Below are 20,870 nucleotides of genomic sequence, written 5' to 3'. Positions count from 1 at the left end.
GGAACGATGATGATTACCTTATCCCGTCTTTATATTCACCCGGTCAAATCGATGCGCGGCCAGCAGCAGTCGCACGCACAGGTGCTGCAGAGCGGTCTGGCGTTCGATCGCATCTTTATGATTGCAGAGCCAGACGGGACATTCATCACCGCCCGTCAGTTTCCGCAGCTGGTACGTTTTACGCCGGTTATGCTGCCGGATGGCCTGCTGATTAACGCGCCGGACGGCCAGCAGGCGCTGATCCGCTATGCCGACTTTGCGGCAGAAGAGAGTGAAACCGTTGTCTGGGGTAACACCTTTACTGCCCGCACCGCGCCGGAAACGATCAACCGCTGGCTGAGCGACTATTTTCCGCGCCCGGTACAGCTGCGCTGGGTGGGCGAAACGCCGACACGTCGCGTAAAGCGTTTTGACGCCGTGCCGCTCGGCTTTGCCGACGGCTATCCGTTTCTGCTGGTCAATATGGCGTCTCTGCAGGATCTGCAGCAGCGCTGCCCGGCTGGCGTACGCGTGGAGCAGTTTCGCCCTAACCTGGTGGTCAGCGGTGTCGCTGCCTGGGATGAGGATAGCTGGAAGCGGCTGAAAATCGGTGACGTTGAGTTTATCGTGCCGAAACCGTGCAGCCGCTGCGTATTCACCACTATCGGAACGGAAAGCGGAGAAAAACACCGCGCGGGTGAGCCGCTGACCACGCTGCAGGGCTTTCGCAGCGCGCAGGATGGCAGCGGGGATATCGATTTTGGCCTGAATCTGGTTGCCCTGAACAGCGGGCTGATCCGCAGCGGCGACAGCGTGACTATTCTGGAACGTCATACCCCGCGCGGCTACGGGGCCGGCGAAATTGCGGCGCCGCTGAACGCAGAGACAGGCACGCCTGCCAGCGTTACCATTACCTGTCAGGGCCGGCGCTTTGAGGGAGATAATCAGCAGGTATTACTGGAACAGCTGGAGATGGCAGGGTTTCGCATTCCCTATTCCTGCCGGGCCGGGCTGTGCGGCAGCTGTAAAGTGACGCTGGTGTCCGGCACCGTCAGGCCGTTAAAGCAGAGCGCCGTACGCGCTGACGGCACGATTCTGAGCTGCAGCTGTATTCCGGCCAGTGATATTGACCTGGCGTAAGGGCTAAACCGCGCGCGCGTACCAGGTCGCCAGCTGCAGCGGCTGCAGGCGATCGTTCATGATTTTGATCGCATCGCCCAGCTGCATACTTTTTCCCGCCACGCTCAGTCCTGGCTGTGCAACCAGGCAGAGTGCCGCGTTTTCACTGCTCTCTACCACCAGCAGCTGCGCCTGCTCACCACTCTCTGCCAGCGTAGCCGTGACCATATCGCCCGCGACCGGCTGCCAGCTGTGTTTGTGGCTGATAAAGTGCCAGCTTTTCGGCATCAGCGGCTTAAGAAAGCGGCTTGCCACCAGCGCATTCAGGATCAGCTCGGCTCGCTGATGAGCGGATAATTCACACTCACGACAGCGATCGTCGAAACTGAAATAGAGTGCGGCGTCATCGACGCAGAAGCCGCTGCTGTTAAACGCGTCGGGGGTCAGCATTTTGCGGGAGAAGCGGGAGCGGAAGAGTGTGCCATCAGCCAAATCAAGCATCATACGGTCATGCTCGGCGTCGTAATACCAGCGCCAGTTGTCATCGGGTTTGATTTTCATGATGTGCCCTGTTGGGTTCTGCTGCGCTAAATGGCGCCTAAAAAATAAAATATCGCTTTAAGCAAAAAGCTGAAAAATAGAACAACAGGGGAAAATATAAACGAGCCAGAGGGAGAAATAAACCCCCTGGCCGGGGAAAGTGAGATATGTCTTAGAGGTGGGTCACGATATCTTTAATTAAAGCCGGTCCCTGATAAATAAATCCGGAGTATATCTGCACCAGCGTGGCGCCCGCGGCAATTTTTTCCCGGGCGGCGATCAGTGAATCTATTCCCCCTGCACCAATAACCGGTAAGCGCCCCTGCAGCTCCAGTGCCAGTCGGCGGATCACCTCGGTGCTGCGCGCCTGCACCGGGCGCCCGCTCAGGCCGCCCGCTTCATCCGCATATTTAAGCCCGCTGACCAGCGTACGATCCAGCGTGGTATTGGTTGCAATTACTCCGTCAATTTGGTGGCGCACCAGACTGTCAGCGACCTGGATTAATTCCTCCTCAGACAGATCCGGCGCAATCTTTACTGCCACCGGAACATATTTAAGGTGTCGCTGCTGTAATTCCTGCTGTTTTAATTTAATGGCTGCCAGCAAATCGTCCAGCGCATCGCCATATTGCAGCGTACGCAGCCCCGGCGTGTTAGGTGAAGAGATATTTATCGCAATATAACCCGCGTGGGCGTAGACCTTCTCCATGCAGATCAGGTAATCATCTTTCCCCTGCTCTACCGGAGTATCTTTATTTTTGCCAATATTGATCCCCAGCACGCCTTTAAATCGCGCTTTTTTAACGTTCTCTACCAGGTGATCAACCCCGTGGTTATTAAATCCCATCCGGTTAATGATGCCGCCCGCCTCAACCAGACGAAACATGCGCGGTTTATCATTGCCCGGCTGTGCACGCGGCGTCACGGTTCCCACCTCGATAAAGCCAAACCCCATTGCGCCGAATGCATCGATACACTCCGCGTTTTTATCCAGACCGGCTGCCAGACCCAGCGCGTTGGGAAACGTGAGGCCCATACAACTGACCGGACGCGCCGGCAGCGACTGCCGGATCAGCCCTTCCAGCGGCGTACCGCTGATAAAACGCAGCTGCTGGAAGGTGAGTTCATGCGCGCGCTCGGGATCGAGTTTAAACAGGGCGGGCCGGACGATGGGATATAACATGCACTCTCCTGAATGGCAGTAAACGAAGAAACAGCGGGTGCACGGGATGACGTGCGCCAGAATGGTAAGGTGCTCTGGCGCAAAAGTAAATTGGTGACGAAACGCAGAATACGATCGCGATCAACGGCGGGACGAATAACGACTCAGGCGATTACGGCACGCCTGCAGACCGTGATAGAGCGGCGGACAATACCACAGCAGTTTCAGTCGGGTATTATGGCGTAAAACGCGCCGAACCAGTGCATTCACCCGCGGCTGCCACTCTGCAGGTACCCTGATGCGGTGTTTGCGGATCTGCGCCAGGCAGCCATGCATAATGGTCTGATAGTAGTCATCCAGTAATGCGTCATCCTGCGGCAGCTGATGCGCACGCAAAAAGGCTTCGCTGCTGTCGCGGGCGATAAAATAGTTTTTGATCCATGAGAAGTCGCGGGTGCTTTGCGACAGTGAGCTCAGCATAAAGCGCTTGTAGTAATAACTCTCGCTGGTGCAGTAAAAGCTGTGCGCCTGCATATAGAGCGCAAACATAAAGGGCGCATCTTCATGGTTCTGAATCGGCAGGAAACTCAGCCCCAGCCGCTCAATCAGCTGCCGGGAAATAATGCTGCTCCAGATCACCCGATGCGCCGACTGATGCTGGATCAGCGTACGCAGACTTTCGCTGCCGCCGGAAAACAGGCCGCTGACGTGACGCTGATGTATCGTCTGATAGTGGCGCTGCGGCTCCGGCACATCAAAAAACATTTTTGCACCGAAGCAGAACAGCTCGAGTTCGTTATGCTGCGCCTGCGCGCGCCGGAAGTCAGCGAAGAGATCGGCAGAGATAAAGTCATCGGCATCCATAAAGTAGATAAAATCGCCGGTGGCGACCGCCATCCCTTTCATCCGCGCCGCGCTGACGCCGCCGCGGTTGCCGCTCAGCAGGGTGACCTGCGGATGCGCAGCGGCGAACGCCGTAAGCCAGCTCACGCTCTCATCCGTTGAGCCATCGTCGATAATAATGATCTCATCTGCCGGCGACGTCTGCTGCAGCAGCGACTGCATCGTCTCCGGCAGCCACGGGGCGCAGTTCCAGTTAGGAATAATGACCGATACAGTCGGTGCGTGACGCGACGTCATACTTATCCTCTTTCTTCAGCATTAACAACAGGGGTGCGGCGCAGGCGCTTCAGCACCAGGCTGTGCAGCAGACAGCAGACACCGAGATTCACGGCACCAATCAATGCCAGCCAGAGCAGGTTGATCCAGCGATTCTGATTCCACTCAATAGGCAGCAGCGTGCTCAGGCCAGCAATCAGGCCCGATACGGCCCAGATCAGCGCCACATCGCGCGTGAGCCAGGTAAAGTGAATACCCGGCGCAAAGCGACGGTGTACCAGCCATGCCCAGCCAGCCAGGTAGAAAATGTTCTGCGCCAGCCACAGCCAGCCGGTTCCCAGCGCGCCGTAGTGAATCGCACACCAGATGTTAAGCGGCACCAGCAGAATGGCAAACAGGGTAAAGCCCTGCATATGCAGCTTGAGGTTGCCATTGACGTATTGCAGGTGATAGAGCAAGCCACAGATCGCCTGAATTCCGCTGCCTAATGCATAAAGCGTCAGGACAAAAGCCATCTCATCGACAATCTGCGTTTTTTGCGTCCACGCCCAGAGCAGCGGGCCTGAATAGCAGGCGATAGTGATGCTGAGCGGAGCCATAAAGATGGCGACAGCCTGCGTAGTGTAACGGTAGAGCCGCAGTGATTCCGCATCGCCCTGTTGCTGCGTTTTCATGCCGGTCATACGCGGCACAATCGCCTGCATAATCGGGCTGCTGAGCAGCAGGATACCGGTTGCCGCCGTGGCCACGACGGTAAATGATCCGTACTCGCTCAGCGGCAGGGTTTTGGACAGTACCAGTCGGTCAATCTGCGAGATAAACGTCCAGATTGCGCTGGAAAACGCGGCGCTCAGCGCAAAACGAATAAAAGGCCTCAGCACTGCTTTCAGGTCGCTGCGCTTCTCTTTACGCGCCGCGCGCGGAATGAGCTGGTGCGCCTTCCAGATACAGCATCCCGCCTCAGCAACAGAGACCAGCAGCTGCCAGATAAAGAACGTCAGTACTGCATTAGCGAAGAGCTGGATCACCAGCACCGCACCAAACGTGCGCAGCGTGGTGATAGTCAGGTTAACGCCATTCAGCCAGACCTGATGTTCGAAGCCGATGATCACGCTGCGATAGGGGCTGGTGCGCCAGCGAATGGCTGCGGTGATCACCATAATGGCCACGGCGATAACCACATCGCCGGCCGGCAGATGACGTGCATCCAGCCAGTGGGTTGCTATCCACGGCGTTGCCAGCCAGCCCAGCACCACCAGGACCAGCGTGGAAAAAAGGAAAAAGCGCGTCAGCGTGGTAAACAGCGCCGGAAACCAGACAAATTCCGCCTGATTGGCGCGGTAGCGTGCGGCTTCCCGCATCAGCGTGGTGGAAACGCCCGCATCCAGCAGCTGCAGCCAGGTCAGTAAAATAGAAAAGAAGCCAACCAGGCCATACGCTTCCATACCCAGATGCTGAATATAGAGCGGCACCACTAAAATACCTGACAGCGTCAGGTAGATCTGCCCGACATAGTTGGCAATCGCATTACGTTTGATAGACATAAAAGTAAGGGGGTCTGGGTATTTTTCTCAATGTCTTCAAGCGTGACACAAAAATGTGACAGCGCCCACAGGAGTAATTCTTAAAAACCGCCGGCGTCAATGCCGCCGCTTTTTCTTATTTTCATTAATAAAAAACAGAAATCGGGCCATTTTATCTGCCGCCGTTCATCTCCTCTCCCTGTGTACAACATATGCAGGGCGGGATTCATTTGCCGTTTTAATGCTTTTGATTGCCGGATAAATCATTTACCCCTTTTCCGCTGCTCTGGCAGGATTAACTCAATCAGTTCTCAATTACCTAAAATCGATAACTTTTTGATATAAGGAGCAGGTATGCGGATTCTTACGCTGGCGGGCAGCCCCCGTTTTCCTTCACGTTCCACGGCGCTGCTGACGCACTGCCAGCGCAAGCTCGAAGCCCGGGGGGCGGACGTTGTTGCATGGAATATTCACAATTTTCCGCCAGATGAGCTGATCCATGCCCGTTTTGACTCACCGGCGCTGAAGGCGTTCAGCGCTGACGTCGCCAGCGCAACCGGCATCATCGTTTCCACGCCTGTTTATAAAGCGTCATTTTCAGGTGCGTTAAAAACCGTGCTGGACCTGCTGCCGGAGCGGGCGCTGGAAGAGAAAGTCGTGCTGCCGCTGGCAAGTGGCGGCAGTGTGGCACATATGCTGGCGCTGGATTACGGGCTCAAACCGGTACTGAGTGCGCTGAAAGCGCAGGAAGTGTTACAGGGGGTATTTGCGCAGGATCTGCAGATTACGCACTACGACCGCCAGCCGGAGTTTGCCGGCGATCTCACCTCCCGCATTGATGATGCGCTGGAGAGCTTCTGGCTCGCGCTGCAGCGCCGTCATCTGCCCTTTGCCCGGGCTGTCTGAGGAGACACTATCGTGAAACGACTTATAACGGCTCTGCTGCTGCCGGCGCTGGCTGCCCTGTTTACCATGACGGCCAGCGCAGCGGACGCGCCTGCTCAAATCCGCATCGGCTATCAGAAAGGTTCGGTCAGCATGGTGCTGGCAAAATCGCATCGGCTGCTGGAGCAGCGTTTTCCGGCAATGGCAATTAAGTGGATTGAATTTCCTGCCGGCCCGCAGATGCTGGAAGCGCTTAATATCGGCAGTATCGATTTAGGCAGCACCGGGGATATTCCTCCGCTGTTTGCGCAGGCCGCCGGTGCCGATTTGCTTTATGTCGGATCGGAACCCGCAAAACCTAAAGCAGAAGTGATCCTGGTGCCGCAGAACAGCCCCATCCACAGCGTGGCCGACCTGAAAGGCCGCAAAGTTGCCTTTCAGAAAGGCTCCAGCTCGCACAATCTGCTGCTGCGCGCGCTGCAGCAGGCGGGTCTGAGTTTCACCGATATTCAGCCGGTCTATCTGACGCCAGCCGATGCCCGCGCGGCGTTTCAGCAGGGTAACGTTGACGCCTGGGCGATCTGGGATCCCTATTACTCAGCCGCCCTGCAGCAGGGCAACGTACGCGTCCTCACTGACGGCAGCACGCTGAACCTGACCGGCTCTTTCTATCTGGCGACCCGACAGTTTGCTGAAGCCAGCCCCGACACCCTCAGCCAGGTGCTGGCCACCTTCAGCGAGGCGGATGCGCTGACGCAGAGCCAGCGCGCGCAGAGTATCGACCTGCTGGCGCAGGCGATGGGCCTGCCAGAACCGGTGCTGGCGAGCTATCTCGACCATCGCCCGCCCACCACGATCACACCCGTCAGTGAACGCACCGCCGCCGCCCAGCAGCAAACTGCCGATCTGTTTTATAGCAGCCATCTGTTGCCGGTCAAACTCACCATCGCCGATCGCATCTGGCAGCCCCGTACGGCCCACTAATAAGGAATAACACAATGAGCGTATCTGTTTTCTGGTTTCTTCCCACGCACGGCGATGGACACTATCTGGGGACCGCTGATGGCGCCCGACCGGTTGATCACGGTTATCTGCAGCAGATAGCACAGGCCGCTGACCGGCTGGGTTTTGGCGGCGTCCTGATCCCGACCGGACGCTCCTGCGAAGATGCCTGGCTGGTCGCAGCCTCGCTGATCCCGGTTACGCAGCGCCTGCGCTTTCTGGTGGCACTGCGTCCCGGCGTGATCTCGCCGACCCAGGCCGCACGTCAGGCGGCAACGCTGGATCGCCTCTCTAACGGCCGCGCGCTGTTTAACCTGGTGACCGGGGGCGATCCGGAAGAGCTGGCGGGCGATGGCGTGTTTCTCGACCATCGCGAGCGCTACGCAGAATCGGCGGAGTTTACCCGCATCTGGCGACGCGTTTCTGAAGGCGAAACGGTGGACTATGAGGGCAAACACGTCAAAGTGCGCGGTGCCCGCCTGATGTTCCGTTCGGTACAGCAACCGCGCCCGCCACTCTGGTTCGGTGGCTCTTCTGATGCTGCGCAGGATCTGGCTGCTGAACAGGTTGATGTTTATCTCACCTGGGGCGAACCGCCCGCGCTGGTCAAAGAGAAAATTGAGCAGGTTCGCGCCAAAGCCGCAGCGCAGGGGCGCACAGTGCGCTTCGGTATTCGTCTGCATGTGATTGTGCGCGAAACCAATGAAGAGGCGTGGCAGGCAGCGGATCGGCTCATTTCACATCTGGATGACGCCACGATTGCCAAAGCACAGGCGGCGTTTGCCCGCACTGATTCGGTCGGGCAGCAGCGGATGGCTGCGCTGCACGGCGGCCAGCGCGATAAGCTGGAGATCAGTCCAAACCTCTGGGCAGGGGTCGGCCTGGTACGCGGCGGAGCCGGTACCGCGCTGGTGGGCGACGGGCCTACTGTTGCAGAGCGCATGCGCGAATATCAGGCGCTGGGCATTGAAACCTTTATTCTCTCTGGCTATCCGCATCTGGAGGAAGCGTATCGCGTTGGCGAGCTGCTGTTTCCCCATCTTGACTTGGCCGTGCCGGAGGTGCCCAAACCCCGCGTCGTGCAGGCGCACGGCGAGGCCGTGGCCAATGATTTTACGCCGCAGAAAGTTGCGCAGAGCTAAGGGGACACGATGTCTGAGCAGATAAAAAGGCTGCGCAATGCGCTGCTGCCCTGGCTGCTGCCGGTGGGAGTGATTGCGGTATGGCAGCTTTCATCATCACAGGGCTGGCTCTCCACGCGGATTTTACCGGCGCCGGAGAAAATTGTGACCACCTTCTGGCAGCTGACCGCCAGCGGCGAACTGTGGCAGCACCTGGCGATCAGCAGCTGGCGCGCGCTGCTGGGTTTTGCTATCGGCGGCTCGCTCGGGCTGGTGCTGGGGCTTATCACCGGCACATCGCGTACCGGTGAGCGCCTGCTGGATACCTCACTTCAGATGCTGCGCAATGTGCCGCATCTGGCGCTGATCCCGCTGGTGATCCTCTGGTTCGGCATTGATGAATCGGCCAAAATTTTCCTGGTCGCGCTTGGTACGCTGTTTCCGATCTATCTCAATACCTATCACGGGATCCGAAATATCGATCGCGGCCTGATAGAGATGGCGCGCAGCTATGGCCTCTCCGGCTGGTCGCTGTTCACGCAGGTTATCCTGCCAGGTGCCCTGCCCGGCATCATGGTCGGCGTGCGCTTTGCGCTGGGTCTGATGTGGCTGACGCTGATTGTGGCTGAAACAATTTCAGCTAACTCCGGCATCGGCTATCTGGCGATGAACGCGCGCGAATTTCTGCAAACTGACGTGGTCGTGGTGGCCATTATTCTGTATGCCCTGCTGGGTAAACTGGCAGACGTGGCGGCGCAGCTGCTGGAGCGTATCTGGCTGCGCTGGCACCCGGCCTGGCAACTGAAGGAGAGCAACGCATGAGCAATGCCGTACAGCACCCGCCGCGCCTGATCAGCGGCACGCCGGTCGCCATCAGTAATCTGTCTAAGCATTATGGCAACCGTACTATTCTCGACCAGGTCAGTCTGCATATTCCGGCCGGGCAGTTTGTTGCCGTGGTCGGACGCAGCGGCTGCGGCAAAAGCACTCTGCTGCGGCTGCTGGCCGGACTGGAAGTGGCCAGCCAGGGCGAGCTGCTGGCGGGTCACGCGCCGCTGGCCGCGGCGCGCGACGATACGCGACTGATGTTTCAGGATGCGCGCCTGCTGCCGTGGAAGAAAGTGATCGATAACGTCGGACTCGGCTTACGTGGTCGTGAATGGCGCAGCGCTGCGCAGGCGGCACTTGAGGCGGTAGGCCTTGCCGATCGCGCAAATGAATGGCCTGCTGCCCTTTCGGGCGGACAGAAGCAGCGCGTGGCGCTGGCGCGGGCGCTGATCCACCGTCCTGGCTTACTGCTGCTGGATGAGCCGCTGGGCGCGCTGGATGCCTTAACCCGTATTGAGATGCAGGGGCTGATTGAATCACTCTGGCATCAGCATAACTTTACGGTACTGCTGGTGACGCATGATGTCAGCGAGGCGGTGGCACTCGCCGATCGGGTCTTACTGATTGAAGAGGGTAAAATTGGCCTTGATCTGACGGTTGATGTGCCGCGCCCGCGCCGCAAAGGGTCAGCACGGCTGGCTGAGCTGGAAGCAGGCGTGCTGGATCGGATAATGAAGCGCAGCGCCGCTGAACAGCCGCTGCGCTTTGCCCGGCAGCGCTAAACGCCCTGCCCGCTGGCCGTCAGATTCGCCAGCGGGCGGCGACATCAGTGATGCAGCAGGTCATCCACCACCTGTGCTTTGGTCAGCTGGTAAGGAAAGAAAGTGGGCCAGTTTTCCAGTTCATCAAACAGTGCGGCCTGCGATACGTTGCCTGTAAAAATGTGAAAATGCGACGATTTTCGCGGGCTGATAATATGGTCGCTGAACTGCACAAAATGCGGCGCTTTACTGGCTTTATCGGTGCACTCAAACAGATAGCGCACGCCTCTTTTACCGGAAACGTAGTTGAGCACCTTGTAGCCTTTGTACGCATATTTACAGCTGCTGACTTCGCCTTTTTCGGTAAACTCCATGACGTCGTTTTCAATGCCGATGTCAGTGATATCGCTGGCATAGCCGGTGAGATAATAGTGTTTAATGTCGCTGAATGAGCGCGTTTTATCAGCTGCCGCCTTTTTACGAAATACCGGATCCAGCGCGCCATCTTTGGCATACGGATACACTGACTGCCATACGCCTTCCCAGTCAGAAAGCGGTCGATCTTTGATGTCGGCATCGGCAAAAATGCCGTTTGCCGCACTGACTTCTTTTGCACTTAACGGAGCCCCGTGCGAATGACCACCGTGTGCAAACACCGGTGAACTGCAGGCTATTCCCAGAAATAGTGTCCAATACGCTACTTTCATCTTACTCTACTCACATCCTGTTTTATTGATGTTATAACATAACACATAAATCAGCACAGTACACCCTGACAGATGGCTGGCAAAAGCAGCTGTTTAAGCGTGGGCGTCTTGCCAGAATTCATGCCCGCGGAGCCACAGAATGGGCCGCCGCGATCGGTGACGATCGCGGCGGCTGAGGATTACGCGTTCAGCGCTTTGGTGATTTTCTCATAGAGATCGCCGGAGAGATTATCCAGCGCTTTTAGCTGCTGCAGCGCCTGACGCATGAGCGCCTGACGTCCCGCATCGTAGCGTTTCAGGCGGATCAGGGGCTCAATCATGCGTGCGGCCACCTGCGGGTTACGCGTGTTGAGATCGGTCAGCATCTCAACCAGGAACTGATAGCCGCTGCCATCCTGTGCATGAAACGCCGCCGGGTTACCCGCCGCGAATGCGCCAATCAGCGCCCGGATGCGGTTAGGGTTACCCATGGTAAAGGAGCGATGGTTCAGCAGCGCCCGTACGTTGCGTAACACCTCTGGCGCCGGGCTGGTCGCCTGCAGCATAAACCATTTATCCATTACCAGACCGTCCTGATGCCAGCGCTCATCCCAGGCAGCCAGCAGCGCATCGCGGCACGGCAGCTGCGCCATCACCGCAGCCGAAAGTGCTGCCAGCGCATCGGTCATATTCGTGGCGTGCGCATACTGCGCCTGAACCAGCCGATCGGCCTGCGTCGTATCGCCCAGCGCCAGATAGCTCAGGCAGACATTTTTCAGCGCGCGCCGGCCAATTTCTGCATGCTCAACGCGATATTCACTGCTCTGGCTGGCCAGATAGAGCGCATAGCACTCATCGTTCAGCTCGTTTGCCAGCGTGCGCATCAGCGCATGGCGTACGGCGGCAATCGCCTGTGGATCGATGATGTCGAACAGCTCTGCCATCTCATTTTCTGATGGCAGAGTCAGGATCAGCGCCATCAGCGCCGGATCGCCCTGCTCATCCAGCAGCACCGCCCGGAAAGCGTCAGCGACGTGCAGAGGCAGCGACAGCGGCTGGCCCTGCTGGTAACGCGCAACGTTGAGACGTATATAGGTTGCCAGCAGACTCTGCGCCGCATCCCAGCGGGAGAATTCATTGCGCGCGTGACGCATCAGGAAGGTAAGCTGTGCGTCGCTCCACTTATAGTCCAGTTTTACCGGTGCAGAGAATTCCCGCAGCAGCGATGGCACCGGCTGAAAATAGACGTTATCAAAGACAAAGGTCTGAAACGCCTGCGTCACGTTCAGCACATGATGTACCGGCTGGCCGTTATGCTGCAGCGGGATCACTTTGCCTTCGTTATCGTAGAGTTCAATATCCAGCGGAATGTGCAGCGGCAGCTTCTCCTGACCATCTGCGGTTGGCGGCGTATGCTGGGTGACATGCAGGGTATACTGCTCCAGCTCCGGATTATAATCATCGCGCACGCTCACTACCGGCGTACCTGACTGGCTGTACCAGCGGCGGAACTGCGTTAAGTCGACGCCAGAGGCATCTTCCATCGCCTGGACAAAATCATCGCAGGTTGCCGCACTGCCGTCGTGACGTTCAAAGTAGCACTGCATGCCCTGCTGAAACTTCTCTTCACCCAGCAGCGTATGCATCATGCGGATCACTTCCGATCCCTTCTCATACACCGTCAGGGTATAGAAGTTGTTCATCTCAATCACCTGATCCGGACGGATCGGATGCGCCATCGGGCTGGCATCTTCGGCAAACTGCGCACCGCGCATCACCCGCACGTTATCAATACGGTTCACCGCGCGGGAGCCGAGATCGGAGCTGAACTCCTGATCGCGGAACACCGTCAGACCTTCTTTCAGGCTGAGCTGGAACCAGTCGCGACAGGTCACGCGGTTACCGGTCCAGTTATGGAAATACTCATGACCAATCACCGCCTCAATGCCGAGATAATCTTTATCGGTCGCGGTTTCCGCTTTTGCCAGCACATATTTGGAGTTGAAGACGTTAAGGCCTTTATTCTCCATTGCGCCCATATTGAAAAAATCCACCGCGACAATCATAAAGATATCGAGGTCATATTCGAGACCGAAGCGCTCCTCATCCCATTTCATGCTGGCTTTCAGGGAGGTCATCGCCCAGTCGGCCCGATCGAGGTTCCCGCGGTCAACAAAGATCTCCAGCGCGACGTCGCGTCCTGAACGGGTGGTAAAACTGTCGCGCAGCACATCGAAGTCGCCTGCCACCAGCGCAAACAGATAGCAGGGTTTCGGGAACGGATCCTGCCACGTTACCCAGTGACGCCCGTCGTCCAGCTCGCCGTTCTTTAGCTTGTTACCGTTGGAGAGCAGATACGGGTAGCGCACCGGATCGGCCCGGAGCGTGGTGGTAAAGCGCGCCAGCACATCGGGACGATCCAGATACCAGGTAATGTGCCGGAAACCTTCCGCCTCACACTGGGTGCAGAGCGCTTCTCCTGACTGATACAGTCCTTCCAGCGCGCTGTTTTTCGCCGGATGGATCAGGTTTACAATGCGCAGCGTAAAATTGTCAGGCAGCTGGCTGAGGATCAGCGTACCCGCCTCTTCGCGATAGTGCGGCCAGGGCGCGTCATCTACCGTCAGCTCAACCAGCGTCAGCGCTTCGCCATCAAGATGCAGACTGGCGTCGGCGGTGCCGAGACGTTTCACCTGGCTGATGGCCGTCACGCGTGTTTCTGTGGCATCCAGATCAAATGTCAGGTCGATGTCTGTAATGGTGTAATCAGGCGCCCGGTAGTCGTGGCGATATTTAATGTGCGGCTGTTGCGTCATATATCCTTCTCACATCGTTGTTATGTTGAGGCCATCCTGTTGCGGTGGCGCAAATATCTCAAAGTCTAAGCGGCCTGGCGGAGAGTTGCCATGCGCAATGCGCGCCGGCGCAGAAAAGGCTACAATTCAGTAACAATGGCACAATTGACCCTCGACCCGCCACCTGCAAATGTGGTGTGATCGCAGAGATTACTGTTTTATACTCCTGCGTCTTTAGGATTTTGTTAAACACCGGGCTCTGCTCCGCGGAAGAGGATGCTGAAACGCACCATGACTGGACACGCTTCCCCGATTTTGACCACGCTGCTTGATACCGATGCGTACAAGCTTCATATGCAGCAGGCCGTATATCATCGTTACTACGATGTCCCGGTTACCGCAGAATTTCGCTGTCGCAGCGATGAACAGCTTGGCCAGTATGCCGGCGAGATTCGCGCGCAAATTGATACCCTGCAAGAGTTAACCCTGAGCGATGATGAATTTGCCTGGCTCAGTAACCTGCCTTTTTTCCAGCACGACTATCTGACCTGGCTACGCGCCTTTCGCTTCAACCCGGCGCAGGTTGAGGTGCAGGACGAACGCGGCCAGCTGCGCATTCAGATCCGCGGCCCGTGGCGCGAGGTTATTCTGTGGGAAGTGCCGCTGCTGGCGCTGATCAGTGAAGTGGTACACCGCCACCGCACGCCGCAGATCGCCGCAGAGCAGGCGGTCGCACATCTGCAGCAAAAGCTCTCGGCGTTTCGGGCTCAGGTGACCGATCTCGATATGTCCCGCTTTCAGCTGATGGATTTCGGCACGCGCCGCCGCTATTCGCAGGAAGTGCAGGAGACGATTGTCAGTACGCTAAAAGCAGACTTTCCGTGGCTGGTTGGCACCAGTAATTACGATCTGGCGCGTCGCCTGCAGCTGACGCCGGTTGGCACTCAGGCACACGAGTGGTTCCAGGCACATCAGCAGATCAGCCCGGTACTGGCCAACAGCCAGCGCGCGGCGCTGCAGTCGTGGCTGGATGAATATGATGACCAGCTGGGCATTGCGCTCACTGACTGCATCACTATGGACGCCTTTTTACGCGACTTTGGTCCCGGCTTTGCGCATCGCTATCAGGGGCTGCGCCACGACTCCGGCGATCCGGTTGAGTGGGGTGAAAAAGCCGTTGCGCACTATGAGCGGCTCGGCATTGATCCGCGCAGCAAAACGCTGGTGTTCTCTGACAATCTCAACCTGGATAAAGCGCTGGCGCTTTATCGTCATTTTGGCCAGCGTGCCAACGTGGTGTTTGGTATTGGCACGCGCCTGACCTGCGATATTCCGGGCGTAACGCCGCTTAATATCGTGATCAAACTGGTCAGCTGCAACGGCAAACCGGTGGCTAAACTCTCTGACAGCCCGGGTAAAACGATTTGTCAGGATAAAGCCTTTGTCCGTGCGCTGCGCAAAGCATTTGACCTGCCGCTGGTGAAACGCGCCAGCTGACCTGCCCCGGGCAGGGTCTGCTACCCTGCCCGCCGCCATTAAAATCACTCGCTTCCCGCAATTTTGCTTGTTTCCTGATGGCTCACAAGTAACATAGCAACACCCCTGAACGTGGGAGAATTGGCTGTTTCTGCCAGCACTGTGTGTCACCTGTGACGATAGCAAAGTGCGGCGGGACACCTGTTATTTCATCTATATATAGAGAGATTTTTATGAGCGTAGTGCCTGTAGCGGATGTACTGCACGGCCGGGTCGCGGTTGACAGTGAAGTCACCGTACGCGGCTGGGTGCGTACCCGAAGAGATTCCAAAGCCGGTCTTTCCTTTATCGCCGTTTATGACGGTTCCTGCTTTAATCCCGTTCAGGCTGTCGTCAATAATTCTCTGAATAATTATCAGGATGAAGTGCTGCGTCTGACCACCGGCTGCTCGGTCATTGTCACCGGCACCGTGGTGGAATCACCGGGCCAGGGTCAGGCATTTGAGCTGCAGGCCACCCGTATTGAAGTGACCGGCTGGGTTGACGATCCCGACACTTATCCGATGGCCGCCAAGCGTCACAGCATTGAATATCTGCGCGAAGTGGCTCATCTGCGCCCGCGCACTAACCTGGTAGGCGCCGTCGCGCGCGTACGTCATACTCTGGCGCAGGCGCTGCATCGCTTTTTCCATGAGAACGGCTATTTCTGGGTTTCCACGCCGCTGATCACCGCGTCAGATACTGAAGGCGCCGGCGAGATGTTCCGCGTATCAACGCTGGATATGGAAAACCTGCCGCGCGATCCGCAGGGCAAGGTGGACTATGACAAAGATTTCTTTGGCAAAGAGGCGTTTCTGACCGTATCGGGTCAGCTGAATGCTGAAACCTACGCCTGTGCGCTGTCAAAAGTCTACACTTTTGGCCCGACGTTCCGTGCGGAAAACTCCAACACCAGCCGTCACCTGGCAGAATTCTGGATGCTGGAGCCGGAAGTGGCGTTTGCCACGCTGGATGACGCTGCAGCGCTGGCTGAAGCGATGCTGAAATATGTCTTTAAAGCGGTACTGAACGAACGTGCCGATGACATGGCGTTCTTTGCTGAGCGCGTGGATAAAGACGCCGTGGCCCGCCTTGAGCGTTTTGTTACCACCGATTTTGCCCAGGTAGACTATACCGATGCAGTTGACATTCTGCTGAAGAGCGGTCAGAGCTTCGAAAACCCGGTTTCATGGGGTGTGGATCTCTCTTCTGAACATGAGCGTTATCTGGCCGAGAAACATTTTAAGGCGCCGGTCGTGGTGAAGAACTACCCGAAAGATATTAAAGCGTTCTACATGCGTATGAATGATGACGGTAAAACCGTGGCGGCAATGGATGTCCTGGCACCGGGCATTGGCGAAATCATTGGCGGATCACAGCGTGAAGAGCGACTGGATGTGCTGGATGCCCGTCTGGCAGAAATGGGGCTGAACAAAGAAGATTACTGGTGGTATCGCGACCTGCGTCGTTACGGCACCGTACCGCATGCCGGCTTTGGTTTAGGGTTTGAACGTTTGATCGCCTATGTCACCGGCGTACAAAATGTAAGGGACGTTATCCCCTTCCCGCGTACCCCACGCAACGCGAATTTCTGATATCTGGCATTAAATATAAGAAATTCATATATATAACGAGGTCGGCACTGCCGGCCTTTTTTTATTTTTGTAAATTTTGAGATATCTCACAAAGTTCCGTAATTATTACAAATTGTCACACAATTTTTCTTTTTGATACTCAATTAGGAGATTTGAATCATTTTCGGGCTAGAAATAGCAACTGCGGAGTGAAAAGATGCGTGCAGACATATGAGACACCAAACTTCTTTCAGGGTTCCTGTAAAGTTTTCCTGACGGCAGTGGCAGGTGTCCAGATAACTCCAATGAGGGTAATAAATAATGATGAAGCGCAACATTCTTGCAGTGGTTATCCCTGCTCTGTTAGCTGCCGGTGCAGCAAATGCAGCAGAAATCTATAACAAAGATGGCAACAAACTGGACCTCTACGGAAAAGTTGACGCACGCCACACATTCTCTGACGATGCTGGCAACGATGGCGACGCCTCTTATGTGCGCTTTGGTTTCAAGGGTGAAACGCAGATTACCGACCAGCTGACCGGTTACGGCCAGTGGGAATATAACATCCAGGCAAACGTTGCTGAATCTCAGGGTACTGAAGGTTCCAAAACCCGTCTGGGCTTTGCCGGTCTGAAATTTGGCGACTACGGCTCATTCGACTACGGCCGTAACTACGGCGTAGGCTACGATCCACTGGCTTGGACCGACGTTCTGCCAGTCTTCGGCGGCGACTCTGGCCGTTCTGACAACTTTATGCTGGGTCGTTCTAACGGTCTGGCGACCTACCGCAACAGCAACTTCTTTGGCCTGGTTGATGGCCTGGCGTTCGCTGCTCAGTATCAGGGCAAAAACGAAGAGTCCGCCAATGGCCGTAGCGCAGAACGCGCAAACGGCGACGGCTGGGGTACTTCTTTAACCTATACCTCTGACATCGGCGTAGGCATCTCTGCTGCGTATACCTCTTCTGACCGTACCAACGGCCAGCAGGGCGCTTTCTATGGCAACGGCAGCGAGAAAGCTGACGCCTGGTCAACCGCGCTGAAATATGATGCGAACAACGTATACCTGGCTGCGATGTACGGTGAGAGCCGTAACTCAACCTGGATCAGCACTGCTGCTAACGGCGCGACCCCGGCCCTTGCTGGTGCAGTCAACAAAGAGCAGAAGTTTGAAGCCGTTGCTCAGTACCAGTTTGACTTCGGTCTGCGTCCATCCCTGGCTTACGTCCAGTCTAAAGGCAAGGACATCGAGACCTGGGGCGATCAGGACCTGTATAAGTACGTTTCAGTGGGTACTTACTACTACTTCAACAAAAACATGTCTACCTATGTTGACTACCAGATCAACCTGATGGATGACAACGACTTTACCCGCGCTGCTGGCATCACCACTGATGACACCGTAGGCGTAGGCCTGGTTTACCAGTTCTGATCCTGCGGATCAGCACGGTTTAACCCCCTTAAAACGGAGCCTCAGGGCTCCGTTTTGCTTTTCAGTGATCCACCTCTCAATTAGCGGCGCTTATAGACGCCACCGGTACAATTCTTTTTGAGATGGGCGGTTGGCAAGCCCCGCGTCTGACGTTAACCTGATAGCTCATTTCGCTAAAGTTCACCCAAACGGAACTGACTCATGTTTGAATCTATCTCTGCCGCACCTGCCGACCCTATTCTGGGGCTGGCCGATCTGTTTCGCGCTGATGACCGTCCGCATAAAATTAATCTGGGCATTGGCGTATATAAAGATGAAACCGGAAAAACGCCGGTGCTGACCAGCGTGAAAAAAGCTGAGCAGTATCTGCTGGAAAATGAGACGACTAAAAACTATCTGAGCATTGACGGGCTGCCCGACTTCGCCCGCTGCACTCAGGCACTGCTGTTTGGCAACGACAGCCCGCTGATCGCCGCAGCCCGCGCCTGCACGGCGCAGACGCCAGGCGGCACCGGCGCCCTGCGCGTCGCAGCGGATTTTCTTGCCACGCAGACCGGTGTTAAACGCGTCTGGGTGAGCAACCCAAGCTGGCCAAACCACAAAAACGTGTTTAACGCTGCCGGTCTTGAGGTGTGCGAATATCAGTATTACGACGCTGCAAACCATACGCTGGATTTCGATGGCATGCTGGCGGCGCTGCAGCAGGCGCAGGCGGGCGACGTGGTTCTGTTCCACGGCTGCTGCCACAACCCGACCGGCATTGACCCGACCCGCGAGCAGTGGCAGCAACTTGCAGCGCTGTCACAGGAAAAAGGCTGGCTGCCGCTGTTTGACTTTGCCTATCAGGGCTTTGCACGCGGACTGGATGAAGATGCGGAAGGCCTGCGCATTTTCGCCGCCACCCATCAGGAGCTGCTGGTTGCCAGCTCTTACTCTAAAAACTTTGGCCTCTATAACGAGCGCGTCGGTGCCCTGACGCTGGTGGCGGCCAGCAGCGACACGGCTAAAACCGCGTTCAGCCAGGTAAAATACAGCATTCGTGCCAACTACTCTAATCCGCCGTCGCACGGTGCTGCTGTTGTCGCCACTATCCTCAGCAATGAGGCGCTGCGTACTATCTGGGTGCAGGAGCTGACCGATATGCGTCAGCGCATTCAGCGTATGCGTCAGCTGTTTGTGAACACGCTGGCGGAGAAAGGCGCACGCCAGGATTTCAGCTTCATTATTAAACAGAACGGCATGTTCTCATTCAGCGGTCTGACCAAAGATCAGGTAGTGCGTCTGCGTGACGAATTTGGCGTGTACGCGGTGAACTCAGGTCGCGTCAACGTGGCAGGCATGACGCCGGATAATATGTCGGCGCTGTGTGAAGCGATAGTCGCGGTACTGTAAGCGGAATGCGTGAACAGGCGGCGGGCGAAGTACTCACCCGCCGCTTTTTTATGGCTACTGCAGGAAAGGATTGCTCAGACGCTCACGACCCAGCGTGGATACCGGCCCGTGCCCGGGCACAAAAGCAATCCCGTCGCCCAGCGGCAGCAGTTTGGTTTTGATCGCGTTGATCAGATCGCTGTGGCTGCCCTGCGGGAAGTCGGTTCGCCCGACGCCGCCGCTGAAGATCACGTCTCCTGAGATCAGCAGCTTCCCGGCCCGATCAAAAAACACGATGTGCCCCGGCGTATGCCCCGGACAGTGCAGCACCTCCAGCGTCACGTTGCCCAGTTCCACCACCTCACCCTCTTCCAGCCAGCGATCCGGCGTCAGCGGAGCGCACTCCGGCAGACCAAACATCCGGCTCTGCGTGGGCAGATTATCGAGCCAGATCTTGTCCAGCTTATGCGGGCCCGTCACCGGTATCTGAAAATGGGCCGCCAGCTCTGCCGCCGCGCCGGCATGGTCGAGATGGCCATGCGTCAGTAAAATCTGCGCCGGCTTCAGGCCACGCTCAGCCAGCACCGCTTTGATGGTTTCCGCGTCGCCGCCGGGATCGACCAGGGCTGCAACCCCCGTCTCTTCATCCCAGATCACTGAGCAGTTTTGTGAAAAGGCGGTAACCGGAATAATGTGATAATTCATAACGCTCCATGGCCGGCACACGCAGCGCTGCCGGCGTCAGGACCAGTGCCTTGCAGGCCCGGTATCGATGTGTACGAAGTTGCTGCGTGGATAATATCCTACACCACCCGCGCGCATAGATAACGCCGCTTTACGCACATTGCTCAGGGCAATGCCCTCAATATGGAAATCCATCGCCTGACCTTTGGTGTGGTAGCTATGCTTCGCCACGCCGGGGCCTGATTCACGCAGCATGTTGTTGGTCGACAGCGTGCGATAGCCTGAGATGAGCTGTACCGGTTTTCGGGTATCCAGCAGCGCCTGCAGCCGATAGAGCTGGTCAAACAGATGCGGATCGATGCTTTTTACTTTATTTGCGCGGTAGTCGCGGAAAAAGTGATTAAGGCGCGCCAGCTCGTCGCGGTCGTAGCTTTTGCCGTTGAAAAACTCGGTTTTGAGGGTTTCACCGGTATGCATGTTGCTGAGCGTCAGAATACGCGGACGTGACGTTGACACAGAGGCCAGCGCTGAACCGGGAAGCAGGGAGAGGCCTGCCGCTGCGCCGCCAAGCAGCAGTAAGCGGCGACGCTGAGAATCGATATTAGCCATGAAACGAGGTTACCTGAATAAAACACAGTGAATGTGTAAAAAGTACACAAGGCCGCACAGTAACGGCAGCGTGAATATCAGTCAACCCGGAATCTGTCTCAGAATGTACAAAACCCGACCAGAAGCAAATTTCTGGCCGGGTCTGGTTTGCGTTTCACGCCCCGAC

Annotated in this window: 18 protein-coding genes; 10 read left to right on the top strand and 8 right to left on the bottom strand. The window is 56.7% G+C overall.

Annotated elements, in window-relative coordinates:
- Positions 1-9: 9 nt before the first annotated feature.
- Positions 10-1,119, top strand: a complete 1,110-nt coding sequence (locus SB719_RS09855) for a YcbX family protein (RefSeq protein WP_314686626.1) — start codon at positions 10-12, stop codon at positions 1,117-1,119.
- 3 nt (positions 1,120-1,122) lie between these two features.
- Here SB719_RS09855 and SB719_RS09850 read toward each other — a convergent pair whose 3' ends face one another.
- From SB719_RS09850 to SB719_RS09835, 4 genes are all read right to left on the bottom strand, one after another.
- Positions 1,123-1,659, bottom strand: a complete 537-nt coding sequence (locus SB719_RS09850) for a cell division protein ZapC (RefSeq protein ID WP_065649673.1) — start codon at positions 1,657-1,659, stop codon at positions 1,123-1,125.
- Between the two features lie 151 nt (positions 1,660-1,810).
- Positions 1,811-2,821: a quinone-dependent dihydroorotate dehydrogenase gene (gene pyrD / locus SB719_RS09845; protein WP_065649674.1), complete on the bottom strand. Its 1,011-nt coding sequence runs from the start codon at positions 2,819-2,821 to the stop codon at positions 1,811-1,813.
- Positions 2,822-2,941: 120 nt separating this feature from the next.
- Positions 2,942-3,940: a glycosyltransferase family 2 protein gene (locus tag SB719_RS09840; RefSeq protein ID WP_293004601.1), complete on the bottom strand. Its 999-nt coding sequence runs from the start codon at positions 3,938-3,940 to the stop codon at positions 2,942-2,944.
- Between the two features lie 2 nt (positions 3,941-3,942).
- Positions 3,943-5,463: a lipopolysaccharide biosynthesis protein gene (locus SB719_RS09835; RefSeq protein WP_065649676.1), complete on the bottom strand. Its 1,521-nt coding sequence runs from the start codon at positions 5,461-5,463 to the stop codon at positions 3,943-3,945.
- A 333-nt stretch (positions 5,464-5,796) separates the two neighbouring features.
- On the opposite strand from SB719_RS09835, the gene ssuE reads away from it, so the two are divergent.
- From ssuE to ssuB, 5 genes are read left to right on the top strand one after another with little or no spacing between them, the layout of a single operon-like run.
- Complete coding sequence (gene ssuE / locus SB719_RS09830) at positions 5,797-6,348, top strand: NADPH-dependent FMN reductase (RefSeq protein WP_304233521.1); 552 nt, start codon at positions 5,797-5,799, stop codon at positions 6,346-6,348.
- 12 nt (positions 6,349-6,360) lie between these two features.
- Positions 6,361-7,311, top strand: coding sequence for a sulfonate ABC transporter substrate-binding protein (locus tag SB719_RS09825; protein WP_065649678.1), 951 nt, complete (start codon positions 6,361-6,363; stop codon positions 7,309-7,311).
- A 14-nt stretch (positions 7,312-7,325) separates the two neighbouring features.
- Positions 7,326-8,471: an FMNH2-dependent alkanesulfonate monooxygenase gene (ssuD, locus tag SB719_RS09820; RefSeq protein WP_292972237.1), complete on the top strand. Its 1,146-nt coding sequence runs from the start codon at positions 7,326-7,328 to the stop codon at positions 8,469-8,471.
- Positions 8,472-8,480: 9 nt separating this feature from the next.
- Positions 8,481-9,272: an aliphatic sulfonate ABC transporter permease SsuC gene (ssuC, locus tag SB719_RS09815; RefSeq protein ID WP_065649680.1), complete on the top strand. Its 792-nt coding sequence runs from the start codon at positions 8,481-8,483 to the stop codon at positions 9,270-9,272.
- Positions 9,269-10,060, top strand: a complete 792-nt coding sequence (ssuB, locus tag SB719_RS09810; protein WP_412159178.1) for an aliphatic sulfonates ABC transporter ATP-binding protein — start codon at positions 9,269-9,271, stop codon at positions 10,058-10,060. Before ssuC ends, ssuB begins: the two co-directional genes overlap by 4 nt.
- A gap of 44 nt (positions 10,061-10,104) precedes the next feature.
- Here ssuB and zinT read toward each other — a convergent pair whose 3' ends face one another.
- Together zinT and pepN are read right to left on the bottom strand one after the other, a co-directional pair.
- Positions 10,105-10,746, bottom strand: a complete 642-nt coding sequence (gene zinT / locus SB719_RS09805; protein ID WP_314686617.1) for a metal-binding protein ZinT — start codon at positions 10,744-10,746, stop codon at positions 10,105-10,107.
- Positions 10,747-10,925: 179 nt separating this feature from the next.
- Positions 10,926-13,541 carry an aminopeptidase N gene (gene pepN / locus SB719_RS09800; RefSeq protein WP_412159177.1) on the bottom strand — a complete coding sequence of 872 codons (2,616 nt, stop codon included), beginning with the start codon at positions 13,539-13,541 and terminating at the stop codon, positions 10,926-10,928.
- Positions 13,542-13,811: 270 nt separating this feature from the next.
- Between pepN and pncB the strand changes: the two genes are divergently transcribed.
- The 4 genes from pncB (at position 13,812) to SB719_RS09780 (ending at position 19,432) form a co-directional block, all read left to right on the top strand.
- Positions 13,812-15,017: a nicotinate phosphoribosyltransferase gene (gene pncB / locus SB719_RS09795; RefSeq protein ID WP_412159208.1), complete on the top strand. Its 1,206-nt coding sequence runs from the start codon at positions 13,812-13,814 to the stop codon at positions 15,015-15,017.
- A 212-nt stretch (positions 15,018-15,229) separates the two neighbouring features.
- Positions 15,230-16,630 carry an asparagine--tRNA ligase gene (gene asnS, locus SB719_RS09790; protein ID WP_412159176.1) on the top strand — a complete coding sequence of 467 codons (1,401 nt, stop codon included), beginning with the start codon at positions 15,230-15,232 and terminating at the stop codon, positions 16,628-16,630.
- A gap of 300 nt (positions 16,631-16,930) precedes the next feature.
- Positions 16,931-18,040 carry a porin OmpC gene (gene ompC / locus SB719_RS09785; RefSeq protein WP_065649685.1) on the top strand — a complete coding sequence of 370 codons (1,110 nt, stop codon included), beginning with the start codon at positions 16,931-16,933 and terminating at the stop codon, positions 18,038-18,040.
- A gap of 201 nt (positions 18,041-18,241) precedes the next feature.
- Positions 18,242-19,432 (top strand): amino acid aminotransferase, encoded by a 1,191-nt coding sequence (locus tag SB719_RS09780; RefSeq protein WP_304233537.1) that lies wholly within the window; start codon positions 18,242-18,244, stop codon positions 19,430-19,432.
- A 54-nt stretch (positions 19,433-19,486) separates the two neighbouring features.
- Here the strand turns inward: SB719_RS09780 and SB719_RS09775 are convergent, their stop codons facing one another.
- The gene (locus tag SB719_RS09775) at positions 19,487-20,116 is read right to left on the bottom strand and encodes an MBL fold metallo-hydrolase (RefSeq protein ID WP_314689526.1); all 630 of its coding nucleotides are present in this window, start codon (positions 20,114-20,116) and stop codon (positions 19,487-19,489) included.
- Positions 20,117-20,152: 36 nt separating this feature from the next.
- Positions 20,153-20,704: a YcbK family protein gene (locus SB719_RS09770; protein WP_039383591.1), complete on the bottom strand. Its 552-nt coding sequence runs from the start codon at positions 20,702-20,704 to the stop codon at positions 20,153-20,155.
- Positions 20,705-20,870 lie beyond the last annotated feature (166 nt).

Origin of the sequence: Pantoea sp. SIMBA_079 (assembly GCF_046940275.1) — a bacterium.
In the GTDB taxonomy this organism is placed as follows: domain Bacteria; phylum Pseudomonadota; class Gammaproteobacteria; order Enterobacterales; family Enterobacteriaceae; genus Pantoea; species Pantoea borealis.
This window is presented reverse-complemented; position numbering and strand designations above follow the sequence as displayed.

Bases quoted from the DNA above. Each gene is read 5' to 3' on its own strand.
- SB719_RS09855 (WP_314686626.1), top strand. From the start codon at position 10: ATGATTACCTTATCCCGTCTTTATATTCACCCGGTCAAATCGATGCGC.
- SB719_RS09850 (WP_065649673.1), bottom strand. From the start codon at position 1,659: ATGAAAATCAAACCCGATGACAACTGGCGCTGGTATTACGACGCCGAG.
- pyrD (WP_065649674.1), bottom strand. From the start codon at position 2,821: ATGTTATATCCCATCGTCCGGCCCGCCCTGTTTAAACTCGATCCCGAG.
- SB719_RS09840 (WP_293004601.1), bottom strand. From the start codon at position 3,940: ATGACGTCGCGTCACGCACCGACTGTATCGGTCATTATTCCTAACTGG.
- SB719_RS09835 (WP_065649676.1), bottom strand. From the start codon at position 5,463: ATGTCTATCAAACGTAATGCGATTGCCAACTATGTCGGGCAGATCTAC.
- ssuE (WP_304233521.1), top strand. From the start codon at position 5,797: ATGCGGATTCTTACGCTGGCGGGCAGCCCCCGTTTTCCTTCACGTTCC.
- ssuD (WP_292972237.1), top strand. From the start codon at position 7,326: ATGAGCGTATCTGTTTTCTGGTTTCTTCCCACGCACGGCGATGGACAC.
- ssuC (WP_065649680.1), top strand. From the start codon at position 8,481: ATGTCTGAGCAGATAAAAAGGCTGCGCAATGCGCTGCTGCCCTGGCTG.
- ssuB (WP_412159178.1), top strand. From the start codon at position 9,269: ATGAGCAATGCCGTACAGCACCCGCCGCGCCTGATCAGCGGCACGCCG.
- zinT (WP_314686617.1), bottom strand. From the start codon at position 10,746: ATGAAAGTAGCGTATTGGACACTATTTCTGGGAATAGCCTGCAGTTCA.
- pepN (WP_412159177.1), bottom strand. From the start codon at position 13,541: ATGACGCAACAGCCGCACATTAAATATCGCCACGACTACCGGGCGCCT.
- pncB (WP_412159208.1), top strand. From the start codon at position 13,812: ATGACTGGACACGCTTCCCCGATTTTGACCACGCTGCTTGATACCGAT.
- asnS (WP_412159176.1), top strand. From the start codon at position 15,230: ATGAGCGTAGTGCCTGTAGCGGATGTACTGCACGGCCGGGTCGCGGTT.
- ompC (WP_065649685.1), top strand. From the start codon at position 16,931: ATGATGAAGCGCAACATTCTTGCAGTGGTTATCCCTGCTCTGTTAGCT.
- SB719_RS09780 (WP_304233537.1), top strand. From the start codon at position 18,242: ATGTTTGAATCTATCTCTGCCGCACCTGCCGACCCTATTCTGGGGCTG.
- SB719_RS09775 (WP_314689526.1), bottom strand. From the start codon at position 20,116: ATGAATTATCACATTATTCCGGTTACCGCCTTTTCACAAAACTGCTCA.
- SB719_RS09770 (WP_039383591.1), bottom strand. From the start codon at position 20,704: ATGGCTAATATCGATTCTCAGCGTCGCCGCTTACTGCTGCTTGGCGGC.